The organism is Micrococcus sp. KT16 (assembly GCF_003315015.1).
GTDB lineage: Bacteria > Actinomycetota > Actinomycetes > Actinomycetales > Micrococcaceae > Micrococcus > Micrococcus luteus.
This window is the reverse complement of sequence record NZ_QNRG01000004.1, coordinates 240,770-253,832: the sequence shown is the minus strand read 5'-3', so window position 1 is coordinate 253,832 and position 13,063 is coordinate 240,770. Positions and strand designations below refer to the sequence as shown.

12 protein-coding genes and 1 riboswitch are annotated in these 13,063 nt (G+C 73.0%); of the genes, 9 read left to right on the top strand and 3 right to left on the bottom strand.

What is annotated here, in order from left to right:
* Window positions 1–79: 79 nt before the first annotated feature.
* A riboswitch (glycine riboswitch) is annotated at window positions 80–196 on the bottom strand.
* Between the two features lie 148 nt (window positions 197–344).
* Both DE149_RS05900 and DE149_RS05895 read left to right on the top strand, forming a co-directional pair.
* Window positions 345–716 (top strand): ectoine synthase, encoded by a 372-nt coding sequence (locus DE149_RS05900; protein WP_113914149.1) that lies wholly within the window; start codon window positions 345–347, stop codon window positions 714–716.
* Window positions 717–799: 83 nt separating this feature from the next.
* Entirely contained in the window at window positions 800–1,540 is a 741-nt protein-coding gene (locus DE149_RS05895) for a YoaK family protein (protein ID WP_113914148.1), read from the top strand.
* Here DE149_RS05895 and DE149_RS05890 read toward each other — a convergent pair.
* Window positions 1,515–2,723, bottom strand: a complete 1,209-nt coding sequence (locus DE149_RS05890; protein WP_113914147.1) for an acyl-CoA dehydrogenase family protein — start codon at window positions 2,721–2,723, stop codon at window positions 1,515–1,517. The two genes, DE149_RS05895 and DE149_RS05890, sit on opposite strands and share 26 nt — an antisense overlap.
* Before the next feature lie 150 nt (window positions 2,724–2,873).
* Here DE149_RS05890 and DE149_RS05885 point away from each other — a divergent pair, with 150 nt between their 5' ends.
* Both DE149_RS05885 and DE149_RS05880 read left to right on the top strand, forming a co-directional pair.
* Window positions 2,874–4,655, top strand: a complete 1,782-nt coding sequence (locus DE149_RS05885) for an AMP-binding protein (RefSeq protein ID WP_113914146.1) — start codon at window positions 2,874–2,876, stop codon at window positions 4,653–4,655.
* Between the two features lie 79 nt (window positions 4,656–4,734).
* Window positions 4,735–5,292 carry a MarR family winged helix-turn-helix transcriptional regulator gene (locus tag DE149_RS05880; protein ID WP_002856685.1) on the top strand — a complete coding sequence of 186 codons (558 nt, stop codon included), beginning with the start codon at window positions 4,735–4,737 and terminating at the stop codon, window positions 5,290–5,292.
* A gap of 21 nt (window positions 5,293–5,313) precedes the next feature.
* Here DE149_RS05880 and DE149_RS05875 read toward each other — a convergent pair whose 3' ends face one another.
* Window positions 5,314–6,087 (bottom strand): SDR family NAD(P)-dependent oxidoreductase, encoded by a 774-nt coding sequence (locus DE149_RS05875; protein WP_113914145.1) that lies wholly within the window; start codon window positions 6,085–6,087, stop codon window positions 5,314–5,316.
* Between the two features lie 180 nt (window positions 6,088–6,267).
* On the opposite strand from DE149_RS05875, the gene DE149_RS05870 reads away from it, so the two are divergent.
* The 4 genes from DE149_RS05870 to DE149_RS05855 are packed head-to-tail and all read left to right on the top strand — an operon-like array spanning window position 6,268 to window position 10,724.
* Entirely contained in the window at window positions 6,268–7,794 is a 1,527-nt protein-coding gene (locus DE149_RS05870; RefSeq protein ID WP_113914144.1) for a CoA-acylating methylmalonate-semialdehyde dehydrogenase, read from the top strand.
* A gap of 34 nt (window positions 7,795–7,828) precedes the next feature.
* Complete coding sequence (gene mmsB / locus DE149_RS05865; RefSeq protein ID WP_113914143.1) at window positions 7,829–8,746, top strand: 3-hydroxyisobutyrate dehydrogenase; 918 nt, start codon at window positions 7,829–7,831, stop codon at window positions 8,744–8,746.
* Window positions 8,743–9,540 carry an enoyl-CoA hydratase gene (locus DE149_RS05860; RefSeq protein WP_113914142.1) on the top strand — a complete coding sequence of 266 codons (798 nt, stop codon included), beginning with the start codon at window positions 8,743–8,745 and terminating at the stop codon, window positions 9,538–9,540. Before mmsB ends, DE149_RS05860 begins: the two co-directional genes overlap by 4 nt.
* On the top strand, window positions 9,537–10,724 hold the full coding sequence (locus tag DE149_RS05855) for an enoyl-CoA hydratase/isomerase family protein (protein ID WP_113914141.1): 1,188 nt from the start codon (window positions 9,537–9,539) through the stop codon (window positions 10,722–10,724). The genes DE149_RS05860 and DE149_RS05855 overlap by 4 nt, the downstream gene beginning before the upstream one ends.
* Before the next feature lie 87 nt (window positions 10,725–10,811).
* Here DE149_RS05855 and DE149_RS05850 read toward each other — a convergent pair whose 3' ends face one another.
* The gene (locus DE149_RS05850) at window positions 10,812–11,945 is read right to left on the bottom strand and encodes an acyl-CoA dehydrogenase family protein (protein ID WP_113914140.1); all 1,134 of its coding nucleotides are present in this window, start codon (window positions 11,943–11,945) and stop codon (window positions 10,812–10,814) included.
* Window positions 11,946–12,110: 165 nt separating this feature from the next.
* On the opposite strand from DE149_RS05850, the gene DE149_RS05845 reads away from it, so the two are divergent.
* Entirely contained in the window at window positions 12,111–13,058 is a 948-nt protein-coding gene (locus DE149_RS05845) for a PaaI family thioesterase (RefSeq protein WP_113914156.1), read from the top strand.
* The last annotated feature ends 5 nt before the right edge of the window (window positions 13,059–13,063 follow it).

Here is a 13,063-nt window from a genome sequence, read left to right as displayed (position 1 = left end):
GCCCGGGTGGGCGGCTTGCACCGTCGGTGGTCTCGGTCCGGACGCGGGCGCGGCGGAGTGAGACGCTTTCCAGAGCGCCTGACCCCACGCGGTACGGATGCCTGAGAGATTCCCGGGGAGGGTTTGCTCCTTCGGCGGCCTGCTCACGCGGCCGGCCGGGGCAGGACGCGCGCCGACGCTCTCCCGCGCGGGGCATGCGGCGTGCCGCCAGTATCCCACACGTGTAGGCCGCGTCACAGGGCGACCGGGAGGGGTTGAGTCGCCCCACGCGCCCGTGCCTACCGTGGCGAGGACGGGCGGGCGTGTTCCTCCGCCCCCGAGCCGACCGAGGGAGAGATCCACCCATGTACACCCGCAGCCGGAACGACGTCGAGAAGGTCGAGTGGGGCGGAGGCACCTCCGAACGCCTCCTCACCGCGAAGGACGAGATGGGCTTCGCCGTCGCCCACACGATCGTGCGCGCCGGATCGTCCTCGAAGCTCCAGTACCGCCACCACCAGGAGGCCTACTACTGCATCGCGGGCAACGGCTCCGTGGTGGAGCCGGACGGCACCGTCCACGAGATCACGCCGGGCGTCATCTACGTCCTGCCGGACCACGAGCCGCACGACCTGCGCGGCGGCACCGAGGACATGCACCTGATCTCGGTGTTCAACCCCGCCATCACCGGAGACGAGAAGCACACCCTGTCGGAGGACGGCTACTCCAGCTACTGAGCCCGGGCACGGTGACGGGGGGCGTCGACGACGGCGCCTCCCGCGTCGGCGCCGACGGCGGCGTCCGGTCGTAGGGTGGCGGGGTGCTCAACCTGTGCGCCCCCGAGCGCACCGTGCGCCGCAACACCCACCTGGCGCTGGTGCTGACCGCGATCGCGGGGATCCTCAACTCCGTGGGCTTCGTCGCCGTGGCCACGTACACGTCCCACATGACGGGGATCGTGGCGTCCATGGCGGACGCGGCGGTCCTCCACGCCCCGGGTCTGGTCGGCACGGGCCTGCTCGCGCTGGCCATGTTCATCCTGGGCGCGGTCGTCTGCGCGCTGGTGTTCAACTGGGGCCGGGTCAACGGCCTCCGGTCGCGGTACGCCAACATCCTCCTGCTCGAGGGCGTCGGCATGCTGGTGTTCGGCCTGCTCGCCGAGCACGTCCGCGATGCGCACCGGCCGCTCGTCGTGGTGGCCGTGCTGTGCTTCACCATGGGCCTGCAGAACGCGCTGATCACCCGCATCGGGGCGTGGCCGATCCGCACCACGCACGTGACGGGCATGGTCACGGACATCGGCGTCGAGCTCGGCAAGATCCTGTACCGCAACGCGCCCGGGGCCGCGGCCCCCGTCGTCGGGGAACCGCGGCGCGTGGGACTGCTGGCGCTGCTCGTGGCCCTGTTCTTCCTGGGCGGGGTGGCGGGCGCGGCCGGCTACCTCTGGCTGGGCTTCGAGGTGGTCATCCCGGTGGCCGGCGTGCTGCTGCTCATCGCCCACCGCCCGCTGGTCCAAGACCTGCAGGACGCGTGGCTCACACGAAGGCCGAGACGCCGGTGAGGGCCCGCCCCACGATCAGGGTGTTCATGCCGTAGGAGCCCTCGTAGGAGTAGATGGCCTCCACGTCCCCCATGATCTTGGCGATCTCGTGCTCCGTGAGCAGGCCGTTGCCGCCGAGGGCGTCGCGGGCGAGCGCCGCCGAGGACCGGGCCAGCCGGGTCGAGGTGGCCTTGGCCATCGCCGCGTGCATCATCTCCATCCGCCCCTCCTGCCGCAGGGCGTCCACCTGGAGCATCATCCCAGCGGAGGCGGCCAGGTTGCCGGCGACCTCGGCGATCTGGGCCTGGATCAGCTGGAACGCGGCCAGCGGGCGGCCGAACTGCTCCCGCCGCAGCGCGTAGGAGCGCAGCACGTCCAGCACGCCCATCTGCGCGCCGACGCCCTGCCAGCCGACCCACATGCGCGAGTCGCGCAGCAGGGCGCGGGTGGCGGCGAAGGTGGTGGCGCCGGGCAGGATCGCGTCCGCGGGCAGGCGCACGTCCAGGGTGATGTCCGCATTCTGCATGATCCGCAGGCCCATCTTCCCGCTGATCTTGGTGGCCTCGTAGCCGGGGGTGTCGGTGGGCACCACGAAGCCCTTGATCTCGCCGTCGGCGGTGTCGCGCGCCCAGACGAGCGCGACGTCGGCGATCGTGCCGGCCCCGATCCAGCGCTTGGCACCGCGGATGACCCACTCGTCGCCGTCGCGGGTGGCGGTGGTGGCGAGGCCGCCGGCGATGTCCGAGCCGTGGTCCGGCTCGGTGAGGCAGAACGCGCCCAGGGCGTCGAAGGACTCGAGGCGCCCCTGCCACGTGGCCTTCTGGCGCTCCGAGCCCAGGCCGGCGATCATGCCGAGGTTGAGCTCGTTGTGGATGCCCACGAGGGCGGACAGGGAGAGGTCCACACGGGAGATCTCCGCGTGCACGAGCTGCTGGAACAGCGAGGACGAGCCGTCCAGGACGAGGCGCCCCAGACCCAGCTCGGCCAGGCCCGGCAGCAGGTCGAACGCGAACTCCTCGGCGTCCCAGTACCGGGTCAGGTGCGGCCGCACGCGGGTCTGGAGGTGGTCCTCGATCGCGTCGAGCCGGGCACGCTCGGCCGGCTCGAGGCGGTCCCGCAGGCGCAGCAGGTCCACGTGGGGCAGGCCGGGGGTGACGGCGGGCGCGCCGGAGGCGGGGACGGGGCGGTCGGCGATGGCGGTCATGGCTCTCCTTCGGGGGCGGTCCGACGACAGCGGGCGGTTTCGCCGCGAATCCGACTGTAGGACTTCCAACTATCCAGGTCTGCCAGTAGTGTTCCAGATCACAGACCCCCGGCCAAGGATCCGTTCAGCAGCCACCCCGAGGAGGGACCCATGACCGTCCAGGACCCCACCGCCGTCGCCGCCCCGTCGCCGACGGAGGTGTTCCGCGCGGCCCGCGACTTGCTGGTCGAGTGCCAGACCGACTATGAGCGCGCCCGCGCCGAGTTCGAGTGGCCCCGCTTCGAGCACTTCAACTTCGGCTTCGACTGGTTCGACCGCCTGGCCCAGGACCCGGCCCGCGCGGACGTGCCGGCGCTGATCATCGCCGAGGACGACGGGCGCAGCACCGAACGCACCTTCGCCGAGCTCTCCGCGGCCTCCAGCCGGGTGGCGAACTGGCTCTCCGCGCAGGGCCTGCGCCGCGGCGACCGCCTCATCCTGATGCTGAACAACCAGGTGGAGCTGTGGGAGTTCATGCTCGCCTGCATCAAGCTGCGGGTGGTCATGGTGCCCACCACCACGCAGATGACCTCCGGGGACCTCGAGGACCGCGTGACGCGCGCCGGCGCCGCGTGGGCCGTGGCCGGCGCCGAGGACCTGGCCAAGTTCGCCGGCGTCGGCGAGGGCCTGCACCTGGTGCACGTGCCGGGCGTCTTCGCGGAGGGCCCGGCGCGCCGCGCCCCGGAGGTCGCCGGCCACACCGTGCTCTCCTACGACGACGCCGCCGACGCCGCCACCGAGCTGGCCCCGGCCGAGCCGACCCCCGCGGACGAGACGCTGCTCTTCTACTTCACCTCGGGCACCACCTCGAAGCCGAAGCTCGTGGAGCACACCCACACCTCGTACCCGGTCGGCCACCTCACGACGCTCTACTGGATCGGTCTGGAGCCGGGCGACGTGCACCTCAACGTGGCCTCCCCGGGCTGGGCCAAGCACGCGTGGTCCAACTTCTTCGCCCCGTGGATCGCGGAGGCCACGATCTTCGTGCACAACGCCCGCAAGTTCGACCCCGCGGCCCTGATGGCCAACATGGAGCGCTACGGCGTCACGAGCTTCTGCGCCCCGCCCACCGTGTGGCGCATGCTCATCAAGGCGGATCTGGCGCAGCTGACGACCCCGCCGAGCAAGACCATCTCCGCGGGCGAGCCGCTCAACGCCGAGGTGATCGACCAGGTGCACAGGGCGTGGGGCACCACGATCCGCGACGGCTTCGGCATGACCGAGACCACCTTGCAGATCGCCAACACCCCCGGCCAGAAGGTCGTCATCGGCTCGATGGGCCGCCCGCTGCCCGGCATGGACGTCACCCTGCTCGACCCGCTCACGGGCCAGGAGGCCGAGGAGGGCGAGATCTGCCTGCGCCTGGACCCGCGTCCGGTGGGCCTGCTGAAGTCCTACTACGGCAACCAGGAGAAGACGGACGAGGTGTTCCGCGACGGCGTGTTCCACACCGGTGACATCGCCCGCCGCGACGAGAACGGCGTGCTGACCTATGTGGGCCGCGCGGACGACGTCTTCAAGTCCTCGGACTACAAGGTGTCCCCGTTCGAGCTGGAGTCGGTGCTGGTCAAGCACCCGGCCGTGATGGAGGGCGCGATCGTCCCCACCCCGGACGAGCTGCGCCTGGCCGTGCCGAAGGCCTTCGTCACCCTCGCCCCGGGCCACGAACCCACCGCGGAGACCGCCCGGGCGATCCTGCAGTTCACGCTCACCCAGCTGCCCCCGTACAAGCGCATCCGGCGCATCGAGTTCCTCGAGCTGCCGAAGACCATCTCGGGCAAGATCCGCCGCGTGGAGCTGCGCAAGGCCGAGGTCGAGCGCGCCCAGACGGGCGCCGCCCCGGACGGCTACGGGACCGAGTTCCGCGAGGAGGACCTGGACCTGCAGCGCTGACCGGGCCGTTCCCCGCCGCCGCCCCGTCCTCGTCCGGCGGTGGCGGGGGACCCCCGGTGCGCCGCTAGTCTGGAGCGCCATGAAGAAGCCACCCCTCGCCCAGGACCCCATCCGGGAGGCCGCCCGGAACTGGGAGCGTCACGGATGGGGTGACGTCGCCCGCCCGATGGCCGCCATCACCTCGATCATGCGGGCCCAGCAGATCCTGCTGGGTCGGACGCAGGCCGCGCTCAAGCCCTATGGGCTCACCTTCGCGCGGTACGAGCTCCTGGCGCTGCTGAACTTCTCACGCGAGAAGCGGATGCGGATGTCCAAGGCGTCCGCGCTCCTGCAGGTCCACCCCACCTCGGTGACCAATGCGGTGGACCGGCTCGAGGCCGCCGGGCTGGTGGAGCGCACCCCCCACGAGTCGGACCGCCGCGCGCTCGTGCTCGCCCTCACGGACGAGGGCCGGCGCGTCGCCGTCGCCGCCACGGAGACGCTCAACGCCGAGGTCTTCGGCCGTTCCGGCTTCGATCCGGCGGACGTGGACACCCTCATCGACGTCCTCGGCCGGTTCCGCGCCGAGGCCGGCGACTTCCAGGTCGACGGCCTCGACGCCGGCGCGCCCGCGACGGCGGAGCACACCTCCTCCTGACGCTCTCTCCGGCCGCCCGGCTCAGCGGGGCTCGAGGCGCACGGCGCCGTCGAGCCGGATGACCTCGCCGTTCAGGAACGGATTGGACACGATCTGCTCGACCAGCAGCGCGTAGTCCTCGGGCCGGCCGAGGCGGGCCGGATGCGGGGTCTTGGTGGACAGCGCCTCGCGGGCGGCCTCGGGCAGGCCGGCCATCATGGGCGTCTCCATGAGGCCGGGGGCGATCGTGACCACGCGGATCTGCGAGGAGGCGAGCTCGCGGGCCGCGGGCAGGGTCAGCGCGACCACGGCGCCCTTGGAGGCGGAGTACGCGATCTGGCCGATCTGCCCGTCGTAGGCCGCCACGGACGCGGTGTTCACGATGACGCCGCGGTCCTCGCCGAGCGGCTCCTGCGCCCTCATCGCGGCGGCGGCCTGGGCCATCATCGACACGGTGCCGACCGTGTTGATCGCCAGGACCCGGCTCAGCACCTCGGCGGACAGCGGCCCGTCGCGACCCACGAGCTTGCCCGGCGTCGCCACGCCGGCGCAGTTGACCAGCACCCGCAGCGGCCCGGTCTCCAGCGCGGCGGCCACGGCCTCGCGGGCGGTGTCCTCGGCGGTGACGTCGCCCGTCACGAAGCGCGCGCGGGGGCCGAGGGAGGCCACAGCGTCCGCGCGGACGGTCTCGCCCTCGCGGTCCGGCAGGTCCACCACCACGACGGCGGCGCCCGCGTCCGCCAGGCGGCGGGCGGTGGCGTGGCCGAGGCCCGAGGCCCCGCCGGTGACGATCGCGCTCTGGTTCGACAGGTCCATGGACGGACCCTCCCTTCCTCCTCGGGATACCCCCCGAGTTCGATAGTTGCATGTCCTACGTTCTCATCCTAGATTAGCGGATGAGTAACCCAGATCACATGCACGGCCGGGCCCGTCACGCCCGCCGTGGGCGGCGCCCAACGACGTCCGCCCATCCGCCTGGACCCGCGAGGAGCCCCCATGTCCGAGAAGATCGCGCCCACCGAGACCGCCCCCGTGATCCCCCACTTCGTGCACGGCGAGCGGCGCGAGGGCGCCTCCGGCCGGCACAGCGACGTCTACCACCCGGCCACGGGCAGCGTGGCGGGCCGCGTACCGCTGGCCTCCGCCGAGGAGATCGACGCCGCCCTGGCCTCCGCCGAGGAGGGCTTCGCCGCGTGGTCGACGCTGAATCCGCAGCGCCGCGGCCGCATCCTGCTGCGCTGGGTCGACCTGATCAACGAGAACATGGACGAGCTGGCCACCGTGCTCGCCCAGGAGCACGGCAAGACCGTCCCGGACGCCAAGGGCGACATCCAGCGCGGCATCGAGGTCGTGGAGTTCGCCGCGGGCGCCCCGCACCTGCTCAAGGGTGAGTTCACCGCCGACGCGGGCACCGGCATCGACGTGCACTCCATCCGCCAGCCCCTCGGCGTGGCCGTGGGCATCACGCCCTTCAACTTCCCGGCGATGATCCCGCTGTGGAAGGCCGGCATCGCCCTGGCGGCGGGCAACGCCTTCGTCCTCAAGCCCTCCGAGCGTGACCCCTCCGTGCCGGTGCGCCTGGCCGAGCTGGCCCTCGAGGCCGGCATGCCCGCCGGCGCCCTCAACGTGGTCCACGGCGACAAGACCGCCGTGGACGCGCTCATCGAGGACCCGCGCGTCAAGGCCGTCGGCTTCGTCGGCTCCACCCCGATCGCGCAGTCCATCTACGCGCACGCCGGCCGCATGGGCAAGCGCGCCCAGTGCTTCGGCGGGGCCAAGAACCACGCCGTGATCATGCCGGACGCGGACCTCGAGATGGCCGCCGACGCCCTGGTCGGCGCCGCCTTCGGCTCCGCCGGCGAGCGCTGCATGGCGATCTCCGTGGCCGTCCCGGTCGGCGAGGAGACCGCCGACCGCCTGATCGCGCTGCTCCGCGAGCGCGTGAAGGACCTCAGGGTCGGCCCGTCGCTCGAGGCGTCCTCGGACTTCGGCCCCGTCGTCTCGAAGGACGCGAAGGAACGCATCGAGGGCTGCATCGCGGCCGGCGTCGAGGCGGGCGCCGAACTGGTCGAGGACGGCCGGGGCGTCGTCGTCGAGGGCCACGAGGACGGCTTCTACGTGGGCGCCACCCTGTTCGACCGCGTCACCCCGCAGATGAGCATCTACCGCGAGGAGATCTTCGGCCCGGTGCTCTCCGTGGTCCGCGCGAAGGACTACGAGGAGGCGCTCACGCTCGTGAACGAGCACGAGTTCGGCAACGGCGTGGCCATCTTCACCCGCGACGGCGACGCCGCCCGCGACTTCTCCACCCGCGTGGACACCGGCATGGTCGGCGTGAACGTGCCGATCCCCGTGCCGATCGCCTACTACACCTTCGGCGGCTGGAAGGCCTCCGGCTTCGGCGACCTGAACCAGCACGGCACGGACGGGCTGAAGTTCTACACCAAGACGAAGACCGTCACCACGCGCTGGCCCTCCGGCGTGCGCGAGGGCGCCAGCTTCGTGATGCCGGCCGGCTCGTGACCGCCCCGCAGCCCGTCCCGACCAGGAGGACCCCATGACCACCGTTCTGTTCCTCGGCCTCGGCCACATGGGCGGCCCCATGGCCGCCAACCTCGCCGCCGCGGGCCACCGCGTGCTCGGCTTCGACCTCGTCCCCGAGGCCCTCGAGAAGGCCCGCGCGGCCGGCGTCGAGACCGTCACGGACACGGCCGCGGCGGCCGCGGCGGCCGACGTCGTGCTGACCATGCTCCCCCACGGACGCCTGGTGCTGGACGTCTACCGGGGTGAGGACGGCGACGGCGGCCTGCTCGCCGCCGCCCGCCCCGGCACCGTGTTCCTGGACTGCTCGACCATCGACGTCGCCGAGGCCCGCGAGGCGGCCGCGGCGGCGGAGGCGGCGGGCATGCGGGCGGCCGACGCGCCGGTCTCGGGCGGCCAGGTGGGCGCCGAGGCCGGCACCCTCGCCTTCATGGTGGGCGCCTCGGACGAGGTGTACGCCGAGGTGCTGCCGCTGCTCGAGGTCATGGGCGCGCGGATCGTGCACTGCGGGGCCGCCGGCCTGGGCCAGGCCGCGAAGATCTGCAACAACATGGTGCTGGGGGTCACGCAGATCGCCGTCGCCGAGGCCTTCGTCCTGGGCGAGCGCCTGGGCCTGCAGCACCAGGCCCTGTATGACGTGATGAGCAAGGCCTCCGGGCAGTGCTGGTCCCTGACCACCAACTGCCCGGTGCCTGGCCCCGTCCCCGGCTCCCCCGCGAACCGGGACTTCCAGCCCGGCTTCGCCGGCGCCCTGATGGCCAAGGACCTCGGGCTCGCGCTCGCGGCCCTGGACGAGCAGGGCGTGGCGGCCGACCTGGGGCGCCTCGCGCAGGCCAAATACGCCGAGTACGCCGCCGGAGAAGGCGCCGCCCGCGACTTTTCCGGCATCATCGAGGACATCCGAGCATCACACACGGACAGGAGCGAGGCATGAGCGAGCAGACCACCCCGGACGGCGCCGAGTCGCCGATCATCGTGGAGCGGCAGGGCCGGGTCGGCCACATCCGCCTGAACCGGCCGAAGGCCCTGAACGCGCTGAACGAGGCGACGATGCGTGCTGTCGTCGCGGCGGTGCAGGAGCTGGACACCGACCCGGAGATCGGGGCGATCCTGCTCTCCGGCTCCCCCAAGGCGTTCGCCGCCGGCGCGGACATCAAGGAGATGGCCACCAAGGAGTTCTCCGAGATGTACGCGGCCGACTGGTTCGCCGGCTGGGACGGGCTCACCCGTGCCCGCACCCCCATCGTGGCGTGCGTGACCGGCTACGCCCTCGGCGGCGGCTGCGAGCTGGCCATGATGGCCGATGTGCTCGTGGCCGGCGAGGGCGCGAAGTTCGGCCAGCCCGAGATCAACCTCGGCGTCATCCCCGGCATGGGCGGCTCCCAGCGCCTGACCCGCGCCGTGGGCAAGGCGAAGGCCATGGACATGATCCTCACCGGCCGCATGATCGGGGCGGAGGAGGCCGAGCGCATCGGGCTCGTCTCCCGCGTGGTGGCCGACGAGAAGGCCCTCGAGGAGGCGCTGGAGGTGGCCGCGACCATCGCGTCCAAGTCCAAGCCGGCCTCCTGGATGGCCAAGGAGGCCGTCAACGCCGCGTTCGAGACCACGCTCACCCAGGGCATCGCCTTCGAGCGCCGCGTGTTCCACGCCGCGTTCGCCACGGCGGACCAGAAGGAGGGCATGGACGCGTTCGCGGCCAAGCGCGAGGCGCGGTGGCAGCACCGATGAGCGGCGCGCAGACCACGGCGACGACGGCCCCCACGGCCGCACGGGACGGGGCGGCGGACGAGGTGCTCCTCGAGGTCCGCGACGGCCTCGGCCGCATCACGCTGAACCGTCCGCGCGCCCTGAACGCGCTGACGCAGGACATGGTCCGGGCGATCGACGCGGCCCTGACCGACTGGGCCGCGGACCCCGCCGTGCGCGGCGTGCTGATCCGCGGCGCCGGGGAGAAGGGACTGTGCGCCGGCGGTGACGTCGTCTCCCTGCGCTCCTCGCTCCTGGCCGGGCGGTTCGCGGAGGCCGAGGAGTTCTTCCGCGACGAGTACGCGATGAACGAGCGCATCGCCACCTACCCCAAGCCGTACGTGGCCTTCATGGACGGCATCGTCCTGGGCGGCGGCATGGGCGTGTCCGCGCACGGCTCGCACCGCGTGGCCACCGAGCGGACGCGCGCCGGCATGCCCGAGACGGCGATCGGGTTCACCCCCGACGTCGGCGGCTCCTTCCACCTCGCCCGCGCGCCCTTCCAGGCGGGCCGGCACCTGGCCGCGACCTCGGCGCACGCCTCCGGGTCCGACGCGGTGGCCCTGGGCCTGGCGGACGTCTTCGTGGAGTCCGCCCGGCTGGACGAGCTCGAGCAGGCCCTCGCCGCGGCGCTCGGCGCCCTCGGCTCGGCCGCGGACGCGGGCGCGCGCGACGACGCCGCCTTCGCCGCCGCCGACGAGGTGCTGGCCCGGTTCGCGGTGGCCGAGGACGCACGGCCCGCGTCCGCGCTGGTGGCCGGCCGGGAGTGGATCGAGGACGCCTACGGCCGGGAGTCGGCCGCCGAGGTCCTCGCCGCCCTGGACGAGCGCGCCGCCGCGGGCGGGGAGCATGCCGAGGCCGCGGGGCAGGCCGCCGAGGCCATCCGCACCAAGTCCCCGACCGCCGTCGCCGTGGCCCACGAGGCCCAGCGCCGGCTGGCCGCACGCGGGGCGGACCTGACCGTGGCCGACGCGCTGCGTCAGGAGTTCACGATCGGCACCCACCTGATGCGCGAGCCGGACATGGCCGAGGGCATCCGTGCGCTGCTCGTGGACAAGGACAAGGATCCGGCGTGGAGTCCGGCCCGGCTCGAGGACGTCTCGGCCGAGGACGTGGCTGGGCACTTCGAGCCCGTGACCGGGGTGGACCCGCTGCAGCTCGGCTGAGCCCGCCCCGACGGACGGCGCCCCGTGGTCACGTGTGGTGACCGCGGGGCGCCGTGCTGTGGGGGCGACCGTGCGGGCCCCCCGGCGTCAGCCGATCAGGCCGCGACCCACGATCATGCGCATGATCTCGTTGGAGCCCTCGAGGATCCGGTGGACGCGCAGGTCCCGGACGAGCTTCTCCACGCCGTACTCGTGCAGGTAGCCGTAGCCGCCGTGCAGCTGCAGGGCGGTGTCGGCGGCCTCGTAGCCGGACTCGGTGGCCACGAGCTTGGCCATGGCGCACAGGCGCACGGTGTCCGGGTCGTTGCGGTCCAGGGCGTCCGCGGCGCGCATGAGCATCGTGTGGGCGGTCTCCAGCTTCACGGACATGTCCGCCAGCTCGAAGACGAGGGCCTGCTTGGTGGTGAGCGGCTCGCCGAACGCGCTGCGCTCCTTGAGGTAGCGGGTGGCCTTGTCCAGGGCGGCCAGGCCGCCGCCGATCGAGCAGGCGCCGATGTTCAGGCGGCCGCCGTTGAGGCCCTTCATGGCGATGCGGAAGCCGTCGCCCTCCTCGCCGAGGCGGTCGGCCACGGGCACGCGGACGTCCTCGAAGATCACCTGGCGCGTGGGCTGGGTGTGCCAGCCCATCTTCTTCTCGTTGGGGCCGAAGGACAGGCCGGGGGTGTCCTTGTGGACCACGACGGCGGAGATCCCCCGGGCGCCCGTGTCCGCGGTGCGGCACATCACCACGTAGCAGTCGGACGCGCCGGCGCCGGAGATGAACTGCTTGACGCCGTTGAGGACGTAGTGGTCGCCGTCGCGGACGGCGCGGGTCTTCAGCGCGGCCGCGTCCGAGCCGGCGCCGGGCTCGGTCAGGCAGTAGCTGGCCAGGTGCGCCATGCCCACGAGATCGGGGATCCAGCGGGCGCGCTGCTCGTCGCTGCCGAAGGAGTCGATCATCCAGGCCACCATGTTGTGGATGGAGATGTAGGCGGCGAAGGCCGGGTCCGCCTTCGCGAGCTCCTCGAAGATCAGGATCGCGTCCGTGCGCTCCAGGCCGGTGCCGCCGTGCTCCTCCCCCACGTAGATGCCGCCCAGGCCGAGCTCGCCGGCCTCGGCGAGGACGTCCACCGGGAAGTGCTTCTCGGCGTCCCAGTCGAGGGCGTGCGGGGCGACGCGCTGCTCGGCGAAGTCGCGGACGGCGTCGACCAGGGCTTTCTGGTCATCGGTGATGGGGAACATGGGTTCGTCCTCCTGGGGCTCGGTCCGGCCGCGCGGGCGGTCCACGACGGGGTGAGGCGGGGGTGACACCGCGGGCGGCGACAGGGTGTGACTGTCGTCACCATGATAATAGGACATCCAATGATTTGCCGTGTCGACGCCGGGCCGTGGGCTAGCGTGCTCCCCGTGCAGACCACCACCAGCCCCACCGCGGACTCGCCCACCGGCCCCCGCTCCCACGCCTCCGGCCGCACGGAACAGCTGTTCGGCATCCGCCGCCACGCGCTGATGACCGAGCGGGACGGTGCCCTCAACCCGGCCGCGTTCGAGGTCGGCCCGTGGTGCCTCGACCTGGACGGCCGGCCCACCGGTGCGGCGGCCACCGTGATCATGGACAACGCCACGGCGGTGGCCGTGCACCACGCGGCACGGGACATCGAGACCGTGGTCACCACCGAGCTGCAGATCAACGTGCTCGGCCCGCTGCCCGCCTTCGACGCCGTGGCCGTCACGGCCGGGGACGAGGACGGCCCGCTGCTGGAGTGCTGGACCCGCCCGCTGGCCTGGGATGCCGGCGGCGGCGTGGCCCGGGCGTGGCTCGAGGACGCGGACGGGCGTCGCGTGGTCGAGGCGACCGGCTGGTTCCAGTCGGTGCCGGCCGGAGCGCCGGAGCGGATGGCCGAGTTCGTCGCCGCCGGACGGCTGCCCCGCGGGGCCGAGACCCGCGTGCCCATGCCGGGGCTGCTGGCCGCCCGCCCCGAGTCGCTGCCGACGGCCGATCCGGACGCGCGCCCCGCCGTCGCCGCCGCGGCGACCGCGGGCGCCCGCTTCGCCCCGAAGCCGGAGCTGGCCAACCCGTCGGGCGCGGTCCACGGCGGGGCCATGACGCTGCGGGCGGTCATCGCCGCGCAGGCGGCCATGCCGGACCGCGTGCGCTACGACGTCCAGGCCGTGCACGTGGTGTTCGTGCGCCCCGGCCACGGCGAGATGGTCGCCCTCACACGGGTGCGACACGCCGGCCGGTCCCTGCGCCTCGTGGAGGTGGACCTCGTGCCGGTCGGCGCCGACGGCGTCCCCGTGGCCGACAAGCCGATGGTCCAGGTGCAGGTCACCTTCCGCGCGACCCGGAGCTGACGCCC

Excerpts from the sequence above, each read along its gene's own strand:
- DE149_RS05900 (WP_113914149.1), top strand. The coding sequence starts at position 345 with ATGTACACCCGCAGCCGGAACGACGTCGAGAAGGTCGAGTGGGGCGGA.
- DE149_RS05890 (WP_113914147.1), bottom strand. The coding sequence starts at position 2,723 with ATGACCGCCATCGCCGACCGCCCCGTCCCCGCCTCCGGCGCGCCCGCC.
- DE149_RS05885 (WP_113914146.1), top strand. The coding sequence starts at position 2,874 with ATGACCGTCCAGGACCCCACCGCCGTCGCCGCCCCGTCGCCGACGGAG.
- DE149_RS05880 (WP_002856685.1), top strand. The coding sequence starts at position 4,735 with ATGAAGAAGCCACCCCTCGCCCAGGACCCCATCCGGGAGGCCGCCCGG.
- DE149_RS05875 (WP_113914145.1), bottom strand. The coding sequence starts at position 6,087 with ATGGACCTGTCGAACCAGAGCGCGATCGTCACCGGCGGGGCCTCGGGC.
- DE149_RS05870 (WP_113914144.1), top strand. The coding sequence starts at position 6,268 with ATGTCCGAGAAGATCGCGCCCACCGAGACCGCCCCCGTGATCCCCCAC.
- mmsB (WP_113914143.1), top strand. The coding sequence starts at position 7,829 with ATGACCACCGTTCTGTTCCTCGGCCTCGGCCACATGGGCGGCCCCATG.
- DE149_RS05860 (WP_113914142.1), top strand. The coding sequence starts at position 8,743 with ATGAGCGAGCAGACCACCCCGGACGGCGCCGAGTCGCCGATCATCGTG.
- DE149_RS05855 (WP_113914141.1), top strand. The coding sequence starts at position 9,537 with ATGAGCGGCGCGCAGACCACGGCGACGACGGCCCCCACGGCCGCACGG.
- DE149_RS05850 (WP_113914140.1), bottom strand. The coding sequence starts at position 11,945 with ATGTTCCCCATCACCGATGACCAGAAAGCCCTGGTCGACGCCGTCCGC.